Annotated in this window: 14 protein-coding genes; 3 read left to right on the top strand and 11 right to left on the bottom strand. The window is 73.9% G+C overall.

The genetic code is table 11. The features are described from left to right. Positions 1-121: 121 nt before the first annotated feature. The 9 genes from BJP59_RS02445 to BJP59_RS02405 form a co-directional block, all read right to left on the bottom strand. Positions 122-1,141, bottom strand: coding sequence for an ABC transporter substrate-binding protein (locus BJP59_RS02445; protein WP_031315144.1), 1,020 nt, complete (start codon positions 1,139-1,141; stop codon positions 122-124). 381 nt (positions 1,142-1,522) lie between these two features. Beyond that, positions 1,523-3,031 carry an L-arabinose isomerase gene (araA, locus tag BJP59_RS02440; RefSeq protein WP_021479858.1) on the bottom strand — a complete coding sequence of 503 codons (1,509 nt, stop codon included), beginning with the start codon at positions 3,029-3,031 and terminating at the stop codon, positions 1,523-1,525. Between the two features lie 124 nt (positions 3,032-3,155). Beyond that, positions 3,156-3,914 (bottom strand): L-ribulose-5-phosphate 4-epimerase, encoded by a 759-nt coding sequence (locus tag BJP59_RS02435; RefSeq protein ID WP_194522117.1) that lies wholly within the window; start codon positions 3,912-3,914, stop codon positions 3,156-3,158. Further along, positions 3,911-5,572 (bottom strand): xylulokinase, encoded by a 1,662-nt coding sequence (locus BJP59_RS02430; RefSeq protein ID WP_194522116.1) that lies wholly within the window; start codon positions 5,570-5,572, stop codon positions 3,911-3,913. The genes BJP59_RS02435 and BJP59_RS02430 overlap by 4 nt, the downstream gene beginning before the upstream one ends. Before the next feature lie 113 nt (positions 5,573-5,685). After that, positions 5,686-6,738, bottom strand: coding sequence for a LacI family DNA-binding transcriptional regulator (locus tag BJP59_RS02425; RefSeq protein ID WP_137281595.1), 1,053 nt, complete (start codon positions 6,736-6,738; stop codon positions 5,686-5,688). A gap of 35 nt (positions 6,739-6,773) precedes the next feature. After that, on the bottom strand, positions 6,774-7,649 hold the full coding sequence (gene proC, locus BJP59_RS02420) for a pyrroline-5-carboxylate reductase (RefSeq protein ID WP_194522115.1): 876 nt from the start codon (positions 7,647-7,649) through the stop codon (positions 6,774-6,776). Positions 7,650-7,728: 79 nt separating this feature from the next. Further along, positions 7,729-8,469, bottom strand: coding sequence for a hypothetical protein (locus tag BJP59_RS02415; RefSeq protein ID WP_194522114.1), 741 nt, complete (start codon positions 8,467-8,469; stop codon positions 7,729-7,731). A 149-nt stretch (positions 8,470-8,618) separates the two neighbouring features. After that, complete coding sequence (locus tag BJP59_RS02410) at positions 8,619-11,795, bottom strand: family 43 glycosylhydrolase (RefSeq protein ID WP_194522113.1); 3,177 nt, start codon at positions 11,793-11,795, stop codon at positions 8,619-8,621. A gap of 510 nt (positions 11,796-12,305) precedes the next feature. Then, positions 12,306-12,842, bottom strand: a complete 537-nt coding sequence (locus BJP59_RS02405) for a potassium channel family protein (protein WP_086149027.1) — start codon at positions 12,840-12,842, stop codon at positions 12,306-12,308. Positions 12,843-12,925: 83 nt separating this feature from the next. Between BJP59_RS02405 and BJP59_RS02400 the strand changes: the two genes are divergently transcribed. Beyond that, positions 12,926-14,389: a DNA repair protein RadA gene (locus BJP59_RS02400; protein ID WP_194522112.1), complete on the top strand. Its 1,464-nt coding sequence runs from the start codon at positions 12,926-12,928 to the stop codon at positions 14,387-14,389. Between the two features lie 73 nt (positions 14,390-14,462). Here BJP59_RS02400 and BJP59_RS02395 read toward each other — a convergent pair whose 3' ends face one another. Then, complete coding sequence (locus BJP59_RS02395; protein ID WP_194522111.1) at positions 14,463-16,922, bottom strand: LPXTG cell wall anchor domain-containing protein; 2,460 nt, start codon at positions 16,920-16,922, stop codon at positions 14,463-14,465. Between the two features lie 192 nt (positions 16,923-17,114). Between BJP59_RS02395 and disA the strand changes: the two genes are divergently transcribed. Together disA and BJP59_RS02385 are read left to right on the top strand one after the other, a co-directional pair. Next, a complete protein-coding gene (disA, locus tag BJP59_RS02390) occupies positions 17,115-18,200 on the top strand; it encodes a DNA integrity scanning diadenylate cyclase DisA (protein WP_034654928.1) in 1,086 nt (361 codons plus the stop codon). A gap of 37 nt (positions 18,201-18,237) precedes the next feature. Beyond that, positions 18,238-18,960, top strand: a complete 723-nt coding sequence (locus BJP59_RS02385) for a class I SAM-dependent methyltransferase (protein WP_194522110.1) — start codon at positions 18,238-18,240, stop codon at positions 18,958-18,960. Positions 18,961-19,492: 532 nt separating this feature from the next. On the opposite strand, the gene BJP59_RS02380 is transcribed toward BJP59_RS02385, so the two are convergent. Then, positions 19,493-24,145 (bottom strand): galactose-binding domain-containing protein, encoded by a 4,653-nt coding sequence (locus tag BJP59_RS02380; protein ID WP_228485240.1) that lies wholly within the window; start codon positions 24,143-24,145, stop codon positions 19,493-19,495. Positions 24,146-24,394 lie beyond the last annotated feature (249 nt).

The following is a 24,394-nucleotide window of genomic DNA, read 5'->3' as shown; positions in this document are numbered from 1 at the left end:
TCTCCCGGCGCGCGACCCGTCCGTGGTGGCGGGGCCGGTCGGCGTCGACCGGCCCCGCCGGGGCGGTGCGGAGCGGGAGCCCGGGTCGTCCCGGGCGGTCCGCTCGGCGCGCGCGGTGCGCTCAGTACTCGCGCGTCGGGAGCGCCTCGATCGCCTGCTCCTGCGTGAAGGACTCGTCCTTGACGACGATGCGCTTCTCGACCTCCTCGCCCGCGACGACCTTCTTGATGATGTCGGCCAGGTCCGGGCCGAGGAGCGGGTTGCACTCGACGATGAAGTTGATCTTGCCGTCGGCGAGAGCCTGCATGCCGTCCTTGACCGCGTCGACGGTGACGATCTTGATGTCCTCGCCCGGGACGAGACCGGCGGCCTCGATGGCCTCGATGGCGCCGAGACCCATGTCGTCGTTGTGCGCGTACACGAGGTCGATGTCGTCGTGCGCCTGGAGGAAGCCCTCCATGACCGTCTTGCCCTCGGCACGCGTGAAGTTGCCGGTCTGCGAGTCGATGATCGTCACGTTGGGGTTGTCCGCCGTGGCGTTCTCGAAACCGGTCTTGCGGTCGATCGCGGGCGCGGCGCCCGTGGTGCCCTGGAGCTCGACGACGTTGATGGGCTCGGTCGCGAGGTTCTCGGAGACCCAGTCGCCGGCCATCTCGCCCTCGAGGACGAAGTCGGAGCCGATGAACGACTCGTAGAGGGTGTCGTCCTCGGAGTCGACCGCGCGGTCGGTGAGGATCACGGGGATGCCGGCCTGCTTGGCCTCCTCGAGCACCGCGTCCCAGCCGGACTCGACGACCGGGGAGAACGCGATGACGTCGACGCCCTGCGCGATGTAGGAGCGGATCGCCTGGATCTGGTTCTCCTGCTTCTGCTGCGCGTCGGAGAACTTGAGGTCGAAGCCGTTCTCGGCCGTGAGCGTGTCCTGGATGGACTTGGTGTTCGCCGCGCGCCAGCCGGACTCGGCGCCGACCTGCGAGAAGCCGACGGAGATCGTGTCGCCGCCACCGCCGCCGTCGCCGCCCGCGTCGTTGCTGCTGCCGTCCGTGCTGCCGCCCCCGCTGCTGCACGCCGCGAGCGCGAGGACCGCCACGCCGGCGAGGACACCCGTCAGACGCGTGCGCGCCTTGGTCGTGCTGAACATGCTCTCCTCCTTGAGATGCGACCTCGGCGCCGTGCCGAGGACCGTCGAGTCGTGCCAGCCCCTCATCGGACTGTTGACTCTTGTTGATACATGTTTGCTTGTGTCAATGTCTAGCGGTGTCAGGGCCGCTCCCGCAAGCCCCCACTCGGCATTCCGCATCACCGTTCGGTAACCATTCCGGTCACCGCTCGGCACTGCGACGTGCTCGAGCTGCGGAGCCAGGCGAAGGGCAGGACCCCGGGCCCGCGGATGTGATCGCTCACACCCTCCCGAGAGACGATGTTAGCGCTCACACAGCTCCAGGGGAAGCCGCCGCCCCGTCACGGTTCGGTCACGGCCGGTGGCCGTGACGGGACCGTGCGCGGACGGCTCCCCCAGGCGTCAGAGGCCCTGCGCGAGGCGGTAGTAGACCTGGTTCCACCGCACCTGGTCGCGGAAGCCCCGCCGCGTCGTGCTCTCGTCGATGACCAGGAGCTCCGTGCGCGCGATGTCCGCGAAGACCTCGAACGCGTCGATGCCCGCGGCCGTGGAGAGCACCGTGTGGTGCGCGCCGCCCGCCGTCAGCCAGGCCTCGGCGGACGTCGCGAAGTCCGGCCGCGGCTCCCACACCGCGCGTGCCACCGGCAGGTGCGGCAGCGGCGCGCTCGGCGGGACGACGTCCACGACGTTCGCCGTGAGCCGGAAGCGGTCGCGCATGTCCGCGAGGGACACGACGACGCCGACGCCCGGGTCGGCGTCGAACACCATGCGGACCGGGTCCTCCTTGCCGCCGATGCCGAGCGGGTGGATCTCGACGCGGGGCGTCGAGGTCGTGAGCGACGGGCAGATCTCCAGCATGTGCGCGCCGAGGATCTTCTCGCTGCCCGGGGTCAGGTCGTAGGTGTAGTCCTCCATGAGCGACGCGCCGCCGGGCAGCCCCTCGCCCATGACCTTCGCGGCGCGCACGAGCACGGCCGTCTTCCAGTCGCCCTCGGCCCCGAACCCGTAGCCCTTGGCCATGAGGCGCTGGACGGCGATGCCGGGGAGCTGGCGCAGGTCGCCCAGGTCCTCGAAGTTGGTCGTGAACGCCTTGGCGCCGACGGACTCGAGGAACGTCTCGAGCGCGATCTCCTGCCGGGCCGCGTACCGCAGCGAGGCGTGCCGGTCGCCGTCCTTGCGCAGCTCGGGGACCACGTCGTAGAGGTCCTCGTACTCCGCGACGAGCGCGTCGACGTCGGCCTCGGAGACCTCGTCGACCGCGCGCACGAGGTCGTTCACGCCCCACGTGTTCACGCTCACACCGAACCGGAGCTCGGCCTCGGTCTTGTCGCCCTCGGTCACCGCGACGTTGCGCATGTTGTCGCCGAAGCGGGCGAGGCGCAGCTCGTGCGTCGCCGCCCAGCCGGCGGCGCCGCGCACCCACGAGCCGACGCGCGCGGTGACCGCCGGGTTCGAGACGTGCCCGACGACCGTCGTGCGCGCCACCCCGAGCCGCGTCGCGACGTACGCGTACTCCCGGTCGCCGTGCGCGGCCTGGTTGAGGTTCATGAAGTCGAAGTCGATCGTGTCCCACGGCAGCTCGACGTTCGCCTGCGTGTGCAGGTGCAGGAGAGGCTTGCGGAGCTGGTCGAGGCCGCCGATCCACATCTTCGCGGGGCTGAACGTGTGCATCCACGTCACGACGCCGAGCACGCGGTCGTCGGCGTTCGCGTCGAGCATCGCGCGGCGGATCGCGCCGGCGTCCTTGAGGACGGGCTTCCAGACGACGGTCGCAGGGACGTCCGGCGACGCGTCGAGGGCGCGCGCGACCTCCTGCGACTGCTCGGCGACCTGCCGCAGCGTCTCCTCTCCGTACAGGTCCTGGCTGCCGGTGAGGAACCAGATCTCGCGGTCCGCGTAGGGCTTGCTCATGTCGGTCCATCTCTCGTGTCGTGGGCGAGGGCCGCACCGCTGCGGTCCCGTCCCGGTGGTCGTGCTGCGTGTCGTGCCGGTGCGCCGCCGGGCCCGGGGGAACCGGGTCGGAGCGGCCCGCCGGTCAGCGCGCGGGCTGCTGCCCGTAGACGTGCTGGTAGCGCGCGTAAAGCGCGTCGACGTCGTCCTGCGGGATGCGCGTGGGCTCGCCGAGCTGGCGGCTGACGTGCACGGTGCGGGCGACCTCCTCGCACATCACGGCCGCCTTGACCGCCGCGCGCGCGTCCTTGCCGATGGTGAACGGCCCGTGGTTGCGCATGAGGACCGCGGGGCTGCGCGACCCGCGCAGCGTCTCCACGATGCCGCGCCCGATCGAGTCGTCGCCGATGAGCGCGAACGGTCCGACGGGGATGTCGCCCCCGAACTCGTCGGCCATCATCGTCAGGACGCACGGCACCGGCTCGCCCCGCGCGGCCCACGCCGTCGCGTAGGTCGAGTGCGTGTGCACCACGCCGCCCACGTCGGGCAGGTGGCGGTACACGTACGCGTGCGCCGCCGTGTCCGACGACGGCGACCGGTCGCCCTCGACGAGGGCCCCGTCGAGGTCGCACACGACCATCGCGCCGGGGGTGATGTCGTCGTACGCGACGCCCGACGGCTTGATGACGAGCAGGTCGCCCGCGCCGTCGGGCCGCGTGGTGTCCCGGACGCGCTCGGACACGTTGCCCGCGGTCCACACCACGAGCTCCCAGCGGGGCAGCTCGGCGTGCAGCGCGGCGACACGCTCCTTGGCGGCGTCGACGGCGTCGCGCAGGTGCGCGGGCACCACCGGGACGGCGGGTCGCGCGGCCGTCGCGTCCGCGGACGGGGTGGGCGTGCTCATGCGGGGTCCTCTCCTCCGGTGCGGGTGGGCAGCGCTGTCACGGCGGCACGCTCCACGGCGAGCCCGGCCGCGTACCGCTCGAGGTACGCGGCGAAGCCGGCGACGTCCGCGGGGTCGGGCTCGACCGTCACGGTCTCGGCCGCCGCGAAGACGTGGTCGCGCAGGTAGTCGCCCAGGTCCGCACCCACGTCGGCGCCCGGTGCGCGCTCCCCGGCGCAGGCGCGCGCGAAGGCCGCGAGCACCGCGATGCCCCAGGCCCCGCCCTCGCCCGCCGTGCGCCCCACGCTGACGGGCGCGCCGATCGCCGCCGCGAGGAGCCGCTGCGCGACGCCCGCGGTGCGGAACATCCCGCCGTGGGCGAGCATCCCGTCGATCCGGACGCCCTCCCGCGCGAGCACGCGCATGCCGAGCGCGAGGGTCCCGAACGCGCCGTACACCTGCGTCCGCGCGAAGTTGGCGAGCGTCAGGCGGCTGCCGGGCGTGCGGACGACCAGGGGGCGCCCCTCGTCGAGCCCGGTGATCGGCTCCCCCGCGAGGTAGTTGTAGGCGAGCAGCCCGCCGCCGTCGGCGTCGCCGTCGAGCGCGGCGCGGAACAGCGCGCCGAACACGTCGTCCGGGCCCGCGTCGCTGCCCACGGCCGCGGCGAGCTCGCCGAGCAGTCCGGCCCACGCCTCGAGCTCGCTCGCGCCGTTGTTGCAGTGGACCATCGCGACGAGGTCGCCCGCCGGCGTCGTGACGAGGTCGAGCTCGTGGTGCACGGCTGCGAGCGGGCCCTCGAGCACGACCATCGCGAAGATGCTCGTGCCCGCGCTGACGTTGCCCGTGCGCGGCGCGACGGCGTTCGTCGCGACCATGCCCGTGCCCGCGTCGCCCTCGGGCGGGCACAGCAGGACGCCGGGCTCCAGCGACCCGGTGGGGTCGAGCCAGGCCGCGCCCTCGGCGGTCAGGCGCCCGGCGTCCTCGCCCGCGACGAGGACGTCCGGCAGCAGCTCGGCGAGCTTCGGCCCGGCCCGGTGGGTGGCGGCGCGCTCGTCGACGAGCGCGAGGAGCGCGTGGTCGTAGTCGCGCGTCGCCGGGTCGACCGGGAACATGCCGGACGCGTCGCCGACGCCGAGCACGTGGCGTCCCGTGAGGCGCCGGTGGACGTACCCGGCGAGCGTCGTGAGCGACGCGACGCGCGCCGCGTGGGGCTCGGCGTCGAGGATCGCCTGGTACCAGTGCGCGACCGACCAGCGCAGCGGGACGTTGTACCCCAGCAGCTCGGTGAGCTCGGCGGCGGCCGGGCCGGTCGACGTGTTGCGCCACGTGCGGAACGGGACGAGCAGCCCGCCGTCGGCGTCGAACGCGAGGTAGCCGTGCATCATCGCGGAGACGCCGAGCGCCCCGTACGTCGTGGGTCGCACGCCGTACCGCTCCTCGACGTCGGCGACGAGGCGCGCGTAGCACTCGCGCAGGCCCGCCTCGACGGCGTCGAGCGGGTACGTCCACGTGCCGTCCTCGAACCGGTTCTCCCAGGCGTGGCTCCCGCTCGCGAGCGGCGTGCCGTCGCCGTCCACGAGGCACGCCTTGATCCGCGTCGACCCGAGCTCGATCCCGAGCGCGGTGTCCCCCGCCACGACGGCCGCCCGACGGCGCCCGACCTCGTCCTGCTGCACCATTGCTGCTTCTCCTCGTCGCGGCGTCGCGCCTCGTTCGTTGAGTGTCCTTCGAATGTTAGCGCTCACAACCGGCGAGGCCAACTCCCTCCGCGCTCGCCCGTGCGAGCGCGCGGTCAGTCGCGCGGCGTGCCCGTGCTCTCGCGCACCATGAGCTCGGGCGGGATCGAGACGGGACGGACCGTCGCGCCCGCCAGCGCGTCGATCATCATCCCCATGCACCGGCGGCCCAGGGACCCGAACGGCTGGCGCACCGTCGTCAGCGGCGGGATGAAGTGCCCGGCGCCCGCGACGTCGTCGAACCCGACCACCGAGACGTCCGCCGGCACCCGCACGCCCTGCTCCCAGAACGCGCGCAGCAGGCCGAGCGCGAGCTGGTCGTTGCCCGCGAACACCGCCGTCGGGCCGTCGCCCGCGCGGACCGCGGCCGCGAGCTCGCGCCCGACGGCGTACCCGCGGTCCGACGACCAGTCGCCCCGCACCGGCTCGGGCACCGGGGCGCCGCGCTCCTCGAGCGCGGCGCGCCAGCCCGTCTCGCGCTCGCGCGCGTCGAACCAGTCGAGCGGCCCGGACAGGTGGAGCACCGTGCGGTGGCCCAGACCGAGCAGGTGCTCCGTCGCGACGCGCGCACCCAGACGCTGGTCCACAGCGATGGACAGGATCGCCCCCGGCGCACCGAGCGCACCGGGCGCGGGGCGCACGACGTCGGTCGCCTCGCCGTCGGCGGGGAGGTCGCGCGCGGCGATCATGATGACGGGGACCGGCGCGCGGAACGAGTCGACCGCCGCCGCGACGTCCGTCTGCGGCGCGATGACGACGATGCCCTCGACACCCTGGTCCATGAAGTGCTCGAGCACCCGGTGCATCGTGTCGGCGTCGTAGCGCCGGATCGTCGCGACGCTCACGAAGTAGCCCTGCTCGCGCGCGGCCTCCTCGACCGCGATGAGGGTCGACGTCGGCCCGTACAGCGCGGAGCCGGTGGTGACCACGCCGATCGTGCCCGAGCGCATCGTCACGAGGGCGCGCGCCGCGCTGTTGCGGCGGTAGCCGAGCGTCGCGATCGCGTCGAGGACGCGGTCGCGGGTCTCGGGCCGCACGCTCGGGTGGTCGTTGAGCACGCGGGACACGGTCTGGTGCGAGACGCCGGCGAGCCGCGCGACGTCCGACATCGCGGGCGGGCGCGTGCGGGGCGACGGCCCGTCGCTCACGACCCCGCCCCCTCGGTCCCCGCGCGCGGCGCCGGGGCGTCCGCGAGCGCCGCCGCGAGCTCGGCCGAGCGGTCGCGCGCGGCCTCGAGCGCGTCGAGGAACGCGGCGCGCACCCCGCCGGCGTCGAGACGGCGCAGCGCCGCGACCGTCGTGCCGCCCGGCGACGAGACGCGCTCGCGCGCGATCGCCGGGTGCTCGCCCGTCTCGCGCAGCATCGTGGCCGCGCCGTGCACGGTCGCGGTCGCGAGCTCGAGCGCCGTCGCGCGCGTCAGGCCGAGCAGCACGCCCGCCTCGGCGAGCGCGTCGATGACGTAGAAGACGTACGCGGGCCCGGAGCCGGAGAGCGCGCCGACGGCGTCCTGGTCCTTCTCCGCGACGCGCACGACGAGGCCCGTCGCGGCGAGCAGCCGCTCGACGAGCGCGACGTCGTCGTCGTCCGCGGCGCTCCCGCCGCTCACGGCGCTCACGCCCGCACCCACGACGGACGGCGTGTTCGGCATGACCCGCACGACGGCGGTGCCCGCGGGCAGCCGCTCCTCGTAGAAGGCGGTCGGGAGGCCGACGACGACGCTCACGACGACCGTGCCCTCGCGCACCGCGTCGTGGACCTCGGCGAGCAGCGCGGCCACGTCCTTCGGCTTCACCGCGACGACGACGACCCCGGCGCCGCGCACGGCCTCGACGTTGTCGCGCGTCGTCCGGATGCCGTGGCGCGCGGCGAGCTCGTCGGCGCGCTCGGGCCGGCGGACCGTCGCGACGACGTCGTCGGGTCGCCACCCGGACGCGAGCGCACCCGCGAGGACGGTCTCGCCCATGACGCCCGTGCCGAGGACGGCGAGCCGGGGCGCGGAGGGGGTGGGCAGGTCGGTCATGGGCGATCAGCTCCCGGGAGTCGGTGAAGGGCATTCTTGCGCACCCGGAGAGTCCGGGCCGCCGCGAGGGCCCCGGTGCTCAGAGCGGGAAGGCGGCGTAGACGTCGGCCACGACGTCGGCGGGCCCCGTCGCCTGGAGGACGGCCGTGTCGTTGCGCCACGTGACGGTGGCCCAGCCGTCGCCCGCGTCGGTCACGGCGTACCGGCCCGCGACCTCCCCGGCGACCTCGACGTCGCCCTCCTCCGTGGGCGTGCCCGCCGCGGAGACGAGGTCGTCCGCCGCGGCCTCCGCCTCCGCCGACGTCGGCCACTGGCCCGCGACGACGGTGACCCGGGTCGCGTCGTCCCCCTCGCCGTCGGCGTACTCGAGCTGGTACGCCTCCAGGGCGCGCGCGGCGGTCCACGCGTCCGTCGCCGAGTCGCTGCGGAGCACGAGGTCGAGCACGGTGTCCGGGAGCGCCTGCGCGAACGCGGTCGTGCCGGTGCGTGCCACGGGCTCGAGCGTCGGCGTGGGCGGGTCGGCGGTGACGGTGACCGTCGGCTCGGGCTCCGCAGCGGCGTCCGAGCGGGCGAACCCCGGCCACACCCAGGCGAGGAGCGCCAGCACGAGGCCGACGACGACCAGGAGGCCGACCAGAACGACGAGCCGCCGACGCCGGTACACCGCCGCCGACGGGGGGCGGGAGTGCCGCCGGTCGCGCGCGCCCGTCGCGTCGGCGGGACGGCGGGGACCCGACGGGCCCGACGCGCCCGCCCTCGCCCCGGGGCGCGCCGGGGTGGCGGCCCGTCCTGGCGTGCCCCCGTCGGGCGGCTGGCTCATCGCGCGCACCTCTCTGCTCTCGGTGGTCCTCGTGGGCCGCCGATCTCCGGGGCGTGGCCACGCGGCCCAGCGTAGGACGCGCGCGTGCCCGAACCCCCGCGGTGGCGCGGGGTGTCGGGCACGCGCCGGACGGGTTCACCCGCCCGTCGTCACTGTCGTCCGCAGCCCAGCCCGGCGTGCTCCGCCGTCGTCTCCGACGTGACCGCCGCGCCGTCGACCGTCGCGGATGCCCGGACGACGACGCCGCCCGCCGGGACGTCCGCCGCGCGCACCGCGAACGACTGGTACGCGCTCCGCCCCGGCGCGAGGGCGGGGAACTCGCGCGTGCCGTAGGGGGTCTCGACGACCAGGTCGACGGGGCCGTCGTGCTCGTGGCTCGCGACGACCGCGACGTACGCCTTCCCGGCGAGGCAGCGCGGCTGCGCCGTCACCGTGACGGGGAGGTCCGGCCCGGGGCCGCCCGTGCCCGGGTCGTCCGCGAACACGCGCCACTCCGTGACGGCGACGGCGGAGTACGTGCTGCCGTTGCCGTTCGCGGTGAACGTCGCCCGCAGCCGCGACGTGGTGACCGGGTCGAAGGTGACCGTGTTGAAGGCGGTCGTGCTCGTGCCGTACCCGGAGGGGTTCGCCACCGGGGCCCACGCCTGCGCCGCCTCGTCCCAGTACTCGAGCGCCCACGCGTCGGGGCGGACGACGCCGTCCCCGGTGCCCGGGTTCGAGTCCCGCCAGAACTTCAGCTCGGCGCCCGTGAGGCGGACGGGCCGGGGCCAGTCGTACCGGACCCACTGGGTGGCCGGGCGCGTCCCGGACCACGTGCCCCAGATCTGGGCCTGGCTCGGGTTCGCCGGGTCGGCCCCGTCGTTGAGTGCGCCCAGGCTGTTCCACCCGGCGGTGTACGACGCGCTCGCCGTCGCGATCGACGCGACGTTCCCCGTGAGCGGGCCGGAGACGTCCGCCGGGACCGTGACGACCTTCGGCGTCTCCGCGTTGCCCGCGGCGTCCACCGCGCGGAAGGACACGCGGTGCTGGTTCGTGTCCGGCGCGGCCACCGGACCGTCGTACGTCCGCCACGCCCCGGTGCCGATCGCGTACTCGACGCGCGAGACGCCGGAGGTCGCGTCGGTCGCCGTGACCGTCACGGTGCGCGCCGCGGCGTCGAGCACGCCGCTGCTGACCGGCGCCACCCGGTCGATCCGCACGTCGAGCGACACCTCGTCGGAGAGGTTGCCCGCGCCGTCCGCGGCCGTCGCCACGACGCGGTGCTCGCCGTCCCCGGTCACCGCGACCTCGGCCGTCCGCACCGGGTCCGTGACGACGGGCGCACCGTCGTCGACACGCGTGGTGAGCACCACGCGCCCGCCCGAGTCGTCGGTGCCGTCGACGCGCACGCGCACGTCCGAGCGGAACCAGCCGCCGCTGCCTTGGCTGCCGAGCGGCGTGAGGGTGAGCGTCGGGGGCGTCTCGTCGCCCGGTGCCGGCTCCGCCGGGACCACCGTGACGTCCGTCGTCACCCGTCCGCCCGCGTACCCGAGCACCGACCCGTCGACCGTGAACGAGCCCGGGGCGGCGACGTCGTCGGGCCCGACGGGGTCCCAGAAGGCCGGGACGTGGAGCGTCTCGCCGCCGGGGTAGGTCACCGGGACGGTCCTGGGCAGGTCCGTCTCGCCCACCTCGACCGTCGCGCCGGGCGGCTCGACGGCGGCGGGCTGCTCCGCCAGGACCTTCCACTCCTCGACGGCCACCGCCGAGTAGGTGCTGCCGTTCGTCGAGGCGTCGAGGACCGCGCGCACCTGGGTCGTCGTGACCGGCTCGAACGTCGTCTCCTGGAAGCCGCTCGTCCCGGTGCCGTAGCCGCTCGGGTCGCGCACGTCGACCCACGCGCCGCCGTCGGCCGCGTCCCAGTACTGGATGCGCCACGACGCGGGCGCCGCGACGCCGACGCCCGTGCCCTGCGGCTGGTCGTTCCAGAACTCGATCTGCGAGCCGGCGACCCGCACCGGCTGGTCCCACGTGTACTGGACCCACTGCTGGGCCGGGTTGTTGCCCGTCCACGTGCCCCACATGTCCGGGGGCAGGGGGTTAGGCCGCACGATCTCGTCGTTGAGCGCCTTCTTCCAGTACTGCGTCGGCACGGGCTCGTTGGAGACCGTGACCGTCGCCTCCTGCGCGACGTTCGCGCGCGGGGTCGTGTCCCGGACCTTCTCCGGCGTCGTCAAGACCTGCTTCATCCGCGGCGGTGACTGCGTGTCGTCCCACTCGACCCGGTCGATCGCGACGGAGCGGCGGAAGTGGTTGCCGCCCTCGGCGTCCGCGGTGTGGTACGCGATCCACCACTCGCCGTCGAACTCGAGGATGCCCGGGTGGCTCGTGGTGGAGGACACCGGGGCGAGGACCGTGCCGCGGTACGTCCACGGACCCTCCGGCGACGACGCCGTGCCGTAGGCGATGCACGCGTGGTAGCTGGCCGGGGTGCACGCGGACGTCGGGCCGGCGTCGTTCCCGGCGTAGGCCATGTAGTAGGTGCCGTCGCGCTCGAACGCCCACGCCGCCTCGAAGAAGCCGGTGAGGCCCGTGACCGTGCGGACCTGGCCGACCGGCGTCCTCATGTCCCGGCCCAGCTCGAGCATGCGCAGGTTCGAGAAGCTGCCCCACCAGACGAAGACGCGGGCGTCGTCGCCCTCGCCGTCCACGAGGACCGTCGGGTCGATGTTGTGGATCGTGTTCGGCGTCGGGACGCGCTGGGAGATGATCGGAGCGCCCACGTGGTCCGTCCAGGGGCCCGTCGGGGACTCCGAGACCGCGACGCCGATGCCGAACGCGTCGCTCGCCGGGCTGTCCGCCTCGTGCACGGGGACGTACCAGTAGTAGCGCCCGTCCACGCCCTGCACGACCTGGCCCGCGTAGGCGCGCCCCGGCGTCGCCCAGTCGAAGACCTCCTCCGGGCGCATGAGGGACGGGTGGTGCGTCCACTCCCCCGCGTCGACGTCGCTCGTCACGAACGCACCCCACTCGTTCATGATGAAGTCGTTCTGCCGCGGACCTGCCTCGTCGTGGCCGGTGTAGACGTAGAGCTGGTCGGTGCCCGTGTCGTTGCCGGGCGCGCCCGCGGGCACGACGAGCGGGGCCGGGTCGGCCGAGTAGTAGCTCCCGTCCCCGAGGATCGGGTTCTCCGTGCTCGTGAACGTGGAGGGCTCCGCCGCCGCGGCGGGCGGGGCCGTGCTCGCGGCGATCCCGGTGAGCGCGAGGGCGCCGCCCACGACGCTCGCGACGACGCCCCGCGCGGGGCTCCGCCCGCGGGACGGCCGGGTGCTGGTCCTGTCGGTCATGGGCTGGTCTCCTGACGGTCGGGCCGCGTCGGTGCGGCCTGCGGGTCCTGCGTGGAGGTCGTGCGCCCCGGGAGTTCCCTCGGCCCCCGGGGCGCACGGTCGTGGAGCCCGTGCCGGCGGGCAGGGCGGACGGTCCGACGATCAGTACCGGCGTGCGGGGACGGCGGTGACGCCCCCGCGGGCGGGGGTCGGACGCGTCACCGCCGGGCGCCGCCGTGGCGGTCCGGTGGTCAGGTGCCGGGCGGGCCGAGAGCGGCCCGCACCGTGGCGGTGCGTCGTGCGGGCCGCCCTCGCGCTCGCGTCGTCACGGGCGTCCACCTCTCGTCGTCGAGCCGGTCGTCGTGCCGACCATGCCACAGGCAGAAACCGCTTCGCAATGGTTTTCGGTCCGTTGGTAGAGCGATGAGCACGCGCCTCCGCGCGGCAGTATCTGGTGAATCCCAAAAAAGGCCGGGATTCCGCGGCGCGGACGCCCGGCCGCCGGGACGAGGAGAGCCTGCGGAGGAAACGTCAGTCGGGGCGGTTTTCGGTGCGCTCCGCGCGCTCGCGGTGCTCCGCCCGGGCGCGGGCCCGCGACGTGGCGATGGACACCAGGACGCCGACGACGACGAGGTCCAGCACGATCTGGACCATCGCGACCATCTTGGCGGCCTCGCCCGTCGGGTGGACGTCGCCGTAGCCGACCGTCCCGAGCGTCACGACGGCGAAGTACAGGGCGTCGGTCCGGTTCTCGATCCCCACGAACTGGTCCGCGAGGAGGTAGTAGACGAGGGCGAAGAACGTCACGACCGGCAGCAGCAGCCCCATGACGGACTGGACCCGCACGCTCGGCGTCTCCCACGCGCGGAGCTGGCGGCGCACCTGGACCACGAGGAGCCCGCACAGCAACGCCAGCCCGACGCCGAAGGAGACGAGCTGGACCACCTCGGGCGCGTCGTCGTCGGGCAGCGGCACGCCGTAGTAGACCGTCAGGCACGCGGCCGTCGAGGTCACCGTGAGGATCGGCGTCCACCACGGGCTGTCGTGCGGGAGGCCGCGCTTGCGCATGGGCCCAGCATCCCGCGCCGACGCCCGCTCGTCGCGGCGTGCGGCGGCGTGCCGGTGTCAGGGGTGCTGGCTAGGTTGGGCGCGTGACGTCGTCGACCACCGCGGCCCGCTCCGCGGCCGCCAAGCGAGCCCGCCCCGCCTACCGCTGCAGCGAGTGCGGGTGGACCACCGCGAAGTGGGTGGGCCGGTGCGGCGAGTGCCAGGAGTGGGGCACGGTGACGGAGGACGCCCCGGCCGCCTCGGGCCCCCGCACCACGGCCGTGTCGCCCACGCGCTCCCCCGCGCGCCCCATCGGCGAGATCAGCGTCGAGGCCGCGCGCGCCACGCCCACCGGCGTGTCCGAGTTCGACCGCGTGCTCGGCGGCGGGATCGTGCCGGGCGCCGTCGTGCTCCTCGCCGGGGAGCCGGGCGTCGGCAAGTCGACGCTCCTGCTCGCCGTGGCGAGCAACGTCGCCGCGGGCGGCTCCCACCTGCCGACGGTCCGGCCCGCCGGAGAGCGCGCGCCTGCGGAGCCCGCGCGCCCCGCGCCCGTCCCGCGGCGCGTCCTCTACGTCACGGGCGAGGAGTCGGCCGGGCAGGTGCGCCTGCGCGCCGAGCGCGTCGGCGCCCTCGCGCCCGGGTTGCTGCTCGCGGCCGAGACGGACCTCGCGACCGTCCTCGGGCACATCGAGGCCACGGAGCCCGACCTGCTGGTCGTCGACTCCGTGCAGACCGTCGCGTCCGCGCAGGTCGAGGGCGCGCCCGGTGGCGTGAGCCAGGTGCGCGAGGTCGCGGCGTCGCTCATCGCCGCGGCGAAGGCCCGCGACCTGCCCGTGATCCTCGTCGGGCACGTCACGAAGGACGGCTCGGTCGCCGGCCCGCGCACGCTCGAGCACCTCGTCGACGTCGTGTGCCAGTTCGAGGGCGACCGGCACTCGCGCCTGCGCCTCGTCCGCGCCGTGAAGAACCGCTACGGGCCCACGGACGAGGTCGGCTGCTTCGACCTCAGCGAGAACGGGATCGTGGGGCTCGCCGACCCGAGCGGCCTCTTCCTCTCGCACACCGGCGCGGGCGTGCCGGGCACGTGCGTCACCGTCACGCTCGAGGGCCGCCGGCCGCTCGCGCTCGAGATCCAGTCGCTCGTCGTGCCGAGCTCGCTGACGAACCCGCGCCGCACCACGAGCGGCGTCGACTCGAGCCGCCTCGCGATGATCCTCGCCGTCATGCACCGGCACGCGGGCGTGCGGCTCGTGGACCAGGACGTCTACGCGTCGACCGTGGGCGGCGCCAAGGTGACCGAGCCAGCGGCCGACCTCTCGATCGCGCTCGCCGTCCTGTCCGCACGGGAGGACGAGGCCCTCCCGCAGGGCACCGTCGCGTTCGGCGAGGTCGGCCTCGCCGGGGACATCCGCCCCGTCGCCGGCCTCGACCGCAGGCTCGCCGAGGCCGCGCGGCTCGGCTTCACGCGCGCCGTCGTGCCGCGAGGGTCGTTCCCGCGCCCCGTCGAGGGCATGACGATCCACCCGGCGCGACACCTCGGCGAGGCGGTCGAGCTCGCGCGGAGCTGAGCGCGCGGGCCGCGGCCGGGCAGCCGCCGAGCGGGGCCCGCTCGGGTCCCGACGGCCGGCCCGGCCGCGGTCGTCAGCCCTCGACGCCGGCCGAGCGACGACGTCGCACCAGCACGACCGTCCCCGTGCCGACGGCCACGGCCAGCCCGGCCAGCACCGTGAGCAGCGCGACGCTCGAGCCCGTGGTGGCGAGCGGGCCGCCACCGGGGGCGGGCGCGGCCGTGGCTCCCGGCTCGGAGGGCTCGGGCGCCGGCGTCGTGGGCGCGGGGTCGTCGTCGTTGGTCACCGTGCAGATCACGGCGTCGTCAGGCCCGATGTCGACGACGTCGTCCTCGACCGCGAGCGCCGCACCCTCCCCGTCGGCGCACTCCCACCCGAGCGTGGTGTAGCCGGCGGGCCCGTCCTCGGCCAGCGCGTACGACCCCTCCTCGACGGGCACCGCGGTGACGTCGTCGCTCCCCGAGGCCCCCGTGACGACGAGGTCGCCGGTCCCGGGAGACCCGGACGCCGTGAGCGTCCAGTCGGCGGGCGCGGCGGTGCCGCCGTCGTCGTTGACGACCTCCTTGACCAGCGTGAGCATCGGCGGGCACACGACCTCGTTCGTCACCTCCACCTCGCGCATCGGCGACCCCGCCGTCGTCGTGAAGGGCAGCGCCTCGTCGACCGCCTCGCCGTCGACGGACGTCACGCGCGCACCGGTGAGGACGCAGCCCGCGGGGAGGGTCGTCGTCTCGTCCACGACGACCTCCTGCGCGCCCGCGTACCCGCCCCGCTCGGCGCCCCACGGCTGGGCGCTCGGCCCGGCGCCGTCGGGCCCCGTGAGCGTGAGCGCGGCCTCCAGGCCCTCCGGCTGCTCGCCCTCGGCGAAGGCCTCGCCGCGGACGACCCACGTCTTGTCGACGACGACCGCGGACTGCGGCCGGTTGCGGATCGTGCAGCTGACGAACCCCGACGGCGGGAGGTCGACCGTGAAGCCGGTGGCCCCGGAGCTCTCGACCGCGACCGGGGCGTCCTGCGCGAGCTTGTCGACGCACACGGCGTTCGCGCCGGCGGCGGTGACGAGGTCGTAGCCGTCCTGCTGGGTCTCCGCGACGGTCAGGGTCGCGGTCTGGGGCTGGCCGCCGTAGTCGACGTCGAACACCACGCTGCCGGTGCCGTCGTCGGGCGTCGCCTGCGTCGGCGGCGTGACCGTGACCCCGGTCGTCGTCGTGCCGGCCGAGATCTCCCACCCCGGTCCCGCGGGCACCGCGCCCGTCACGTCCTCACCGAGGTTCTCCGCGGGGACGAGCTCCTTGGTCACGGTCAGCCGCGACGCGCAGCCCGAGAGGAGCACGTCGCGGAGCGCGGACCCCGCGGACTCGAAGTCGGCCAGGTCGAAGTAGTCGGCCGACCCCGGGTCGCCGCCCTCGTAGAAGGTCTCGCCGGAGAGCGCCCGCAGGTTGAGGCGCGTCACGTCGTCGATCCCGCTCCCGACGCCGAGCGCGAGGAGCCGGGATCCCCGCGCCTTGACGGCGTCGGCGGAGTAGATCCCGTTCTCGACGTCGCGGAAGTGCGTGGTGCCGCCGCTGCCGAGCAGCGGGTCGGCGCTGAACCGCGTCGGGTTGCCGTCGGTGAGCAGGACGACCACCTGGTAGTCCGGCGCGGCCTGCGCGACGGCCCACAGTGCCTGGTCCCAGTTGGTCCCGGACCCCGTCGCCCAGTCCGCGTACTGGGCCTTGAACGCGTCCGCGCCGCCCTGCGTCGAGACGGGGACGAGCGTCGGGGCGTTCCCGCCGTTCGTCGCGGGCGACGTCCCGTCGAACGAGAAGACCGCCATGCGCGACGGCGTCCCGACGAGCGCGTCCGCGATCGAGTCGGTCGCGGCCTTGAGGTTCGTCACCTGGCTGCCCAGGGACGCCGACAGGTCGAGCACGAGCGCGACGTCGACCCCGCACTGCGCGGAGAACGCCGGGTTCGTGCGCGACTGCTGCCACACCCCCTCCGAGTCCGTCTCGGGGCGGCCGCTGCCGGCGCTGCCGAACATGAAGGGCGGCTCGGCCGCCAGGGAGCTGTACGTCTGGCCCGCCTCGAGCGGCGGCGTGAGGAACTCGTACGGCCGGGCGACGGAGCCCGACCCGCTCCCCGCTCCCGTCCGCAGGGTCGGGTTGGTGTACCACCCGGCGGGCGCCGACAGCTGGCGGACGAGGAACCGCGCCCCGGCGTTCGCGCCCCCGGGGCCCGTGGCCGGGACCACGAACGAGCAGTCCCCGTCGGCGTCGGAGGTGCACAGCGCCCAGGGCTGGTCGACCGGCTCGGGCGTCGCGCCCTCGGTGTACAGCCCGAGCACGACGCCGGACAGCGGGGCGACCTCCCGGGTCCCGACCCGGTCCCCGCCGACGCGGACGGTCACGACGGCCTCGCCCTCCCCGGGCTCGGGTACCTCGGCCACGGCCGAGGTGCCCGTGGCGAGAGCCGCGAGGCCCACGAGGACGAGCGTCGCGGCGCCCGCCGCGACGGACCTCCCGACCTGTGCGAACGACCGACGACGGTGCACGTGCCCTCCCCAGCCGCTCCGGTGACCTGTCTCGACCACCCACTCTGACGGAGCGGTCCGGAGGCGGCCACCGGTGCGCGCGGCGCCCGGACCCGGCACGCCCACGACGCCGAGACCGGATCGTGACCGCTTTGTGGCGCGGCGCCGGGGTTTTCCGGAGGTGCGGAGGGGCTCGCAGCGTAGGATTCCCCCGTGGCCAACTCCCCCGCGCACCCCGACGAGCTGCTCCGGGAGACCCTCGCCGCCGTGGCACCGGGTACCGAGCTCCGTGACGGTCTCGAGCGCATCCTGCGCGGCCGGACCGGCGCGCTCATCGTGCTGGGCCTGGACAAGGTCGTCGAGGAGATGTGCTCGGGAGGCTTCCAGCTCGACGTCGGGTTCTCCGCGACGCGGCTGCGCGAGCTGTCGAAGATGGACGGCGCCGTCGTGCTCGACCGCGACGCCAACCGCATCCTGCGCGCCGCCGTCCAGCTCCTGCCGGACCCGACGATCGAGACCACCGAGTCCGGGACGCGGCACCGCACGGCCGAGCGCGTGGCCAAGCAGAGCGGCTTCCCCGTCATCTCGGTGAGCCAGTCGATGCGGATCGTCGCGCTGTACGTCGGCGGGCAGCGCCACGTCCTGGAGGACTCCGACACGATCCTGTCGCGCGCCAACCAGGCGCTCGCGACGCTCGAGCGCTACCGCGCGCGCCTCGACGAGGTGTCCGGCACGCTGTCCGCGCTCGAGATCGAGGACCTGGTCACGGTGCGCGACGTCTGCGCCGTCGTGCAGCGCCTCGAGATGGTCGCGCGCATCTCCGAGGAGATCGCCGGCTACGTGATCGAGCTCGGCACCGACGGCCGCCTCCTCGCGCTCCAGCTCGACGAGCTCATCGGCGGCATCGGCTCGGACCGCGAGTTCGTCATCCGGGACTACGTCGACCTGGGCCGCAAGGACCGTTCGCTCGCCGAGGTGCAGAAGGCCCTCGGGGGCCTCGACTCCACGCAGCTCCTCGACCTCGGCCAGATCGGCCGGGTGCTCGACCTGCCGGGCGGCGGCGACGCGCTCGACGCGGCGGTCGCCCCGCACGGGTACCGCCTCCTGTCGAAGGTGCCGCGCCTGCCCGCGACGATCATCGACCGGCTCGTGGCGCACTTCGGCGGCCTGCAGAAGCTCCTCGCGGCGAGCATCGACGACCTCATGACCGTCGACGGCGTCGGCGAGCAGCGGGCCCGCGCGGTGCGCGAGGGCCTGTCCCGGCTCGCGGAGTCGAGCATCCTCGAGCGCTACGTCTGACGCTCCGACCGTCCGCACGACGCACACGGAGGGGACCGTGGACCACGTCGACGAGTGGTCGGCACTGGCCGACGCCTGGGCGCGCTGGTGGGCGCCCGCCGCCGAGCCCGCGCAGCGGGCGATCCTCGACGCCGCGGGCGTCGGGCCGGGCTCCCGCGTGCTCGACGTCGGGTGCGGCACCGGCGAGCTCGTCGCCCTGGCCGTGGCCCGCGGGGCCGAGGCGGCCGGGTGCGACGCCGCCGCCGGGATGGTCGACGCCGCCCGGCGCCGCAGCCCGGGCGCGGACCTGCGCGTCGCGCAGGCGGAGCGCCTCCCCTGGCCGGACGACTCCTTCGACCTCGTGACGCTCGTCAACGCGCTCGCCTTCACCGACGTCGCGAGGACGCTCGTCGAGTGCCGCCGCGTCGGTGGGCTGGTCGCCGTCGCGACGTGGGCCGAGGACGAGCTCAACGACCTCACCGTGCTCGAGCGCGCGGTCGCGGGCGAGGACCACGAGCCGAGCGACGAGAGCCGCGAGGAGGGGCACCTCGGCGCGCTCCTCGCGGAGCACGGCTTCACGCCGGTGACGGAGGGCGTCGCGGACGCGCCGATGGTGCTCGCCGACGCGGACGACGTCGTCGCCGCGATCATGTTCGGCGAGTCGGACGAGCTGCGCGCCGAGCTCCGCCCCGACGTGCTCCGCGCCGCGCGACCGTTCCGGCGTCCCGACGGCTCCTACCTGCTGCGCAACACCTTCCGCTGGGCCCTGGCCCGCCGCTGACACGTCCCCGCCCCGCCGAGGGAGCCCTGGTAGCGCGAGGTAGAGCCGTGGTTGGCCGAGGTAGAACCCTGGCCCGCCGAGGTAGAACCCTGGTCCGCTGAAGGAGAACGTCCATCGACGACGGATGGCCGCGATCCCACAGTCGAAGACCGTGGTGCTCTCGTTCTCGCTGAACGTCCAGGGCGTTGCACATGCGGATCCGCGATCCCGGGCGGTCGCCCGGGTGAGCCAAGACCAGGGCGAGACGATGCCGGGCGGGGTGGGTGGTGGTGCCGCGTCGTGGCGGGCCTGGCGGGAGCCGCGAGGAACGAGCGGCGGATGGTAGACGCGGCACCACCACCCACCCCGCCCACCCAGGCCGACCACGCGCCGTCGAGCACAAGAACCACGGCTCTACCTCGCGCGACCGGGGCTCTACCTCGGCGGACCAGGGCTCTACCCCGGCGGACCACGGTTCTCCCTCGCAGACGGGTCTCGCCCCGGTCCGTGGGGACGGACCGGGGCGAGACGGTGGTGCGACGCGCGCTGCGGGTCAGCCGCAGGAGCGGGCGTCGTACTGCTCGGTGACGGTCGTCGACCTCCCCTCGGCGTCGGTGGCCACGACCGTGACCTCACCGGCCTCGACGGAGGACGCACGGGTGGCGAACGACTGGTAGACGTTCTTCCCGGGCTCGACACCGTTGACGGTCTTGGTGCCGAACGGCGTGTCGAGGCGCACCGTGAGGGGCGCGTCGTCGTCGTTCTGCGCGCGGACCGCGACGTAGACCTTGCCGGCGAGGCAGCGGGTCTCGGTCGTCACCGTGACGGCCGGGCCCGCGGGAGCGCCGTCGCCCACGGTGAGCGTGAGCGTCGTCGTCGTGGTGCCGGCCGTGCTGACGTAGTCCGGGAGGACGAGGTCGCCCCGGACGACGTACACGCCCGGCGTCTCGACGACGCTCTCGTCGAAGTCCCACTCGACCCCGACGGCCTGGTTGTCGCGCGAGCCGTCGTTGTAGGAGACGAGGACCTTGGTGGGCAGCCACGGCTGCTCGCCGACGTCGACGCTCTGCTCGAACTGCTCGGCGCCCTGGATGGAGATGCCGCCCTGCGAGCTCTCCGGCCGCACGTACACCTGGGCCTCGGCGATGAGGCCGTAGGTCGTGTTGGTGCCGTAGACGGTGAACGGCTCGACGTTGGTCTCGGCGACCATGGCGGGCGTGATCGGCTGCCACGTGAACTCGACGGCACCACGGCGCCCGCTCGAGTACACGACGTCGAGCGTCGAGGGGAGCTCCGGCACCTCGCCCGTGACGGTCCGCAGGATCACAGGGCTCGCCACGGAGTCGACGGTGTCGCCGTTGACGCGCCACCGCAGGATGCCGGTGCCGGCGCCGCCGGTCTGCACGCCCGTGATCCGGACCCGCAGGTAGCTGGCCTCGACGGGCTCGAACTCCAGGTGGTTGTACGCGTTGCGCTGGAGCGCGCCCGCGTACGTGGAGCCCTCGGTCAGGGTGACGGGCGTCCAGTCGGTGCCGTTCAGCGAGTGCTCGACCGCGTACGTGTCCGCACGCGGCATGCGCGTCCCGCCGTTGTCGTCGTACCAGTAGATGTCGGTCGACGCGACGAGCACCGGCGACTCCCACGCGTACCGGATCCACGCGGCGTTCTGCGCGCTCGTGCCGTTCGCGGGCTGTCCCCACGTGCCCCAGCCGTTGCCCGCACCGGGGTTCGAGCTCGCGGGCGTCGAGGGCTCGTTGACCCGGAGCGGGTTCTCCCAGGAGGCGGACCCGCTCGTCGTGACGGTCGCGAGCGTCCCGAACTCGGCGGACGTCGCCTTCTCGGTGAGCTCGACCTCGACGTCGCGCTCGGTCGTGAGCTCGCCGTCGGACGCCGTGAGCCGGAAGGTGTACACCCCCGGGGCCGTGCCCGTCACCGTCGTGGTGAGGGCGTCGGCGGCACCGAAGATGACGCTCGCCCCGTCGGGCGCGGAGACCGTCGACCACCCGTAGGTGAGCGTCCCGTCCTCCGGGATGCCGTCGTCGGTCACCGTGCCGACGAGCGTGGTGGAGAGGTTCCCGTCCTTCGACCGGTCGGCGTTCACCCCGACCGTCGGGGCGTCGTTGACGACCTCGGGCACCTCGCGGCCCGAGTCGAAGACCTGGATCTCCGAGATCGCCGTCCAGGACGACGGCGTGTTCGTGAACGCGACCCGGACCTTGTCCGCCGTCACGGCCTCGAACAGCGCCTCGTTGAACTTGGGCCCGGGGACCTTGGGCGCCTTGAACGCGTCCGGCACGGTCGTCCAGCCGCCGGACCCGTCGGGCACCTGGACCGAGTACCGCAGCGGCTCGCGGTACCCGCCCGCCTGCCGGTCGCTGACGAACCAGACCTTGACGTTGTCGAACGTCGTCGGCTCGCCCAGGTCGAGCTCCACGTAGCCCGTGTCGCCCTCCGTGCCGTAGTTGCCCCAGAAGGGCTCGTTGGCGGTGCTGCCGTCCGTGACCGCGTCGAGCGACACGGGCCGCTCGGTCTCCTTGATCGCGCCCGGCGTGTAGTTCATCGAGCCCGTGCTCCAGCCCGGCGTGTGGAACTGGCGCCACGGCGTCGGGCGCGCACCCTGCTGGGTGGCCGACGACGACAGCTCCGCGCCGCGCGCGAGGTTGTCGGCGTCCTCGGTGAGGTCGATGCCGGCCGTCCTCAGGTACGACACGACGCGCTCGTCCTCGATCGGGGTGTCCACGGCCGTGGGCACGTCGGCGCCCTCGTCGGCGACGACCTGGACCGCGAGACCCTCGTCCGACTCCACGACCTCGTTGGCCGCCGGGTCGTAGACGAACCGGCCGAGGCCGTCGGCCGCGGCCTTGCGCTCACCGTCGACGAAGAGGCTGTAGCCCTCGCCGAGGCCGTAGTGCGAGCCGTCCTCGTCCCAGACGATCGTCACGTCCTTGCCGTGGTACCGCAGGTTGTTGACCATGAAGTGGTCGTACCCGAGGTCGATCGGCCAGAGCTCGATCTTGTCGTCGGACCGCGGCTGGATGCCGCCCATGTCCTCGACGTAGATGTAGTTCATGTTGCCGAGCATCACGTGGTTCGGGTTGTTGCGGTTGAACGTCTGCGTGCTCGCGTTCCAGTTCGAGTAGTACTCGGCCTGGTTGGGGACGAGGGTGTCGCCGTTCGGATAGATGCTCCACGCCATCCAGTCGAGGAGCTTCGCCGCGTACTCGGGCGTGACGTAGGTGTGGTCGGGGTCGTAGTGCCGCAGCGCGGACCGCACGCCCCGGTACTGGACCGTGAAGTTGATGTTGGAGAAGTTGTTCGACCCCCCGATGCCGTACTTGGCCCGGTCGTACTGGTTGGCCGTGTAGAACGGGAAGATCGGGAAGTTGTCCCCGTACCGCAGGAAGCGGAACCCGTCGACGTACGTGCCGGCGTCCTCGACCGGGATGAGGTTCTCGGCGTAGATGTCGTAGAGGTTCGACTCCTTCGCCGGGATGAGGTCGCGCTCGGCCTGGCTCAGCGGGTTCTGGTTCCCGCCCGACGTCGCGCCGTGCGACGTCCCCGCGAGGAACATGCGCGTCTCCTCGCTCCACAGCCGCCCGAGGATCGCGTCCCGGATCTCGTCGGCGGTCTGCCCCATCTCCGCGACCTTCTCCGGGTCCGCCCCCGCCATCGCGTAGAGCTGGCGGGCGGCGTCGAACGCGCCCCACACGTACGCGGACTCCGGGCGCTCGATCGTCCGCGCGCCCGGCGCCCCCGCGTCGACCTTGGGGTACCCGAAGCTGATCGCGTCGGAGTCGTTGCCCGGCATGTAGTTGGTGTCGTACGCGATGAGCTTGTCGTCGTTGCCGTCGTAGTGCTCGAGCTGGCCGGTGCCGTCGCCCTCGAAGTACGTCGCGAAGCGCTCGGCGACCGCCGGACCGCCGCCGTGCACGTTGTACGCCTCGAGGCCCGCGGTGCCGAGGTACTGCGAGTAGTGGTTGTTCCAGCTCGTGTGGCCCGGGCTGTCGAGGAAGGCCGACGCCCCGGAGAGCTCACCGATGTTGAGGATCTGCCCGTACCCGAGGTAGGGGTTGCGGATCCACTTGGTGTCCTGCAGGTGCATGGGCTGCGTGAGCGCCACCGAGTTCTGGTAGAGGTTCACCCCCTCGATCGTCGTCGGGTACTGGTACACGTAGCCGGGCTCGTTCGCGTCCAGGCTGTTGTACCGCTCGCCCCACCAGCGGTAGACGATCGCCTTCTCGATCGCCTCGTCCGGGACGTCGATGTACGGGATGTCCTGCGCCCACTGCCGGTTGAACTCCGTGACGCCCGTGCGGAACGCCTCCGCGGGGGTCAGCGCGGCGTACTCGTGGAAGCTCTCCACCGACTCGGGGAGCGTCTCGCTGGACAGCACGCCGAGCACGGAGAGGTCGACCGAGCCGCCCGCCGGCACCGTGACCTCGCGGTCGAGGTTGGTCCCCGTGCGCTCGAACCCCGGGGCCTTGAGCCCCACGGTCACGGTGGACCACGGCGTGTCCACGAGCCCGTTGTTCGACCCGCTCGTCAGGGTGCGCGTCCCCGTGAGCTCGTCGGCCGCGTCGGCTGCGGCCGTCGCGAGCGGCGAGGACGCGCGCACCGTGAAGGTCACGTCGCTCGCGCCGGGGTTGGTGAAGGTCAGCGCGGACAGCGCCACGTTGTCGTACGTGATGAGCTTCTTGAGGTCCGCGACGACGCCCGTCGTCCCGACGGTGTAGCGCGCCTTCGCGTGGCTCGGCGCGTTGAAGCGCTGCGCCCCGACCTCGGTGATCGTCTGCCCGGGCACGGTCACGGTGTAGAGGTTGCCGAGGTTGTTCGGCCCGCCCGCGAACGCGGAGCCCGCGAACCCCATGACCGCCCAGTTGCTGTTGCCCCGCAGGTACAGCGACCGGCCGCGCGTCTGGAGCACGCTGTTGCTCGCCGTCCCGCTCACCCCGAGCACGCGGTCGAGGTAGTAGTCCGTGCCGCCCGCGGCCAGGTCCTTCTCGAAGATCGACCCGTGCATCGAGCCCGCGGTCCACGGGACGCCCGGCTCGAGGGCGGCGGCGACCTGGTCCAGGTTCCTGTAGACCGGGTCGCCGATGTCCATCGAGTCCGTCGTGCCGTCGGTGTAGACACCGATGTCGCTCTCGTTCCCCGGCACCACGTCGGCCTGTGCCGCCGGTGCCAGTGCGACGCCGGTGGCGGCCATCGCACCTGTCATCGCCGAGGCGACGACCCTTCTCCACGCTCTCCCCGACATCACCAAGTCCTCTCCATCGGGAACCGGAACAGGTCCGGGACGACGACGGCACCACGCGTCGCGCGGGTGGACTGCTTCGTCCGCCCGCCCCGCTGCGGGACGCGTGAACCCGATCGTCGTGCCGGCTCGCGCCGCGCCGCGGAAGTCCCGTACACGGGGCTCGTGGCCCCCGCTCCCTCCGCGATGAGGTCGCCAGTC

The sequence above is a fragment of the Cellulosimicrobium sp. JZ28 genome, from assembly GCF_015327065.1.
Classification (GTDB): domain Bacteria; phylum Actinomycetota; class Actinomycetes; order Actinomycetales; family Cellulomonadaceae; genus Cellulosimicrobium; species Cellulosimicrobium funkei.
The sequence above is the reverse complement of the archived record's forward strand: the minus strand, read 5'-3'. Positions and strand labels throughout refer to the sequence as shown.

Coding starts and splice junctions, on each gene's coding strand:
- BJP59_RS02445 (WP_031315144.1), bottom strand. CDS start 1,141: ATGTTCAGCACGACCAAGGCGCGCACGCGTCTGACGGGTGTCCTCGCC.
- araA (WP_021479858.1), bottom strand. CDS start 3,031: ATGAGCAAGCCCTACGCGGACCGCGAGATCTGGTTCCTCACCGGCAGC.
- BJP59_RS02435 (WP_194522117.1), bottom strand. CDS start 3,914: ATGAGCACGCCCACCCCGTCCGCGGACGCGACGGCCGCGCGACCCGCC.
- BJP59_RS02430 (WP_194522116.1), bottom strand. CDS start 5,572: ATGGTGCAGCAGGACGAGGTCGGGCGCCGTCGGGCGGCCGTCGTGGCG.
- BJP59_RS02425 (WP_137281595.1), bottom strand. CDS start 6,738: ATGTCGGACGTCGCGCGGCTCGCCGGCGTCTCGCACCAGACCGTGTCC.
- proC (WP_194522115.1), bottom strand. CDS start 7,649: ATGACCGACCTGCCCACCCCCTCCGCGCCCCGGCTCGCCGTCCTCGGC.
- BJP59_RS02415 (WP_194522114.1), bottom strand. CDS start 8,469: ATGAGCCAGCCGCCCGACGGGGGCACGCCAGGACGGGCCGCCACCCCG.
- BJP59_RS02410 (WP_194522113.1), bottom strand. CDS start 11,795: ATGACCGACAGGACCAGCACCCGGCCGTCCCGCGGGCGGAGCCCCGCG.
- BJP59_RS02405 (WP_086149027.1), bottom strand. CDS start 12,842: ATGCGCAAGCGCGGCCTCCCGCACGACAGCCCGTGGTGGACGCCGATC.
- BJP59_RS02380 (WP_228485240.1), bottom strand. CDS start 24,145: ATGGCCGCCACCGGCGTCGCACTGGCACCGGCGGCACAGGCCGACGTG.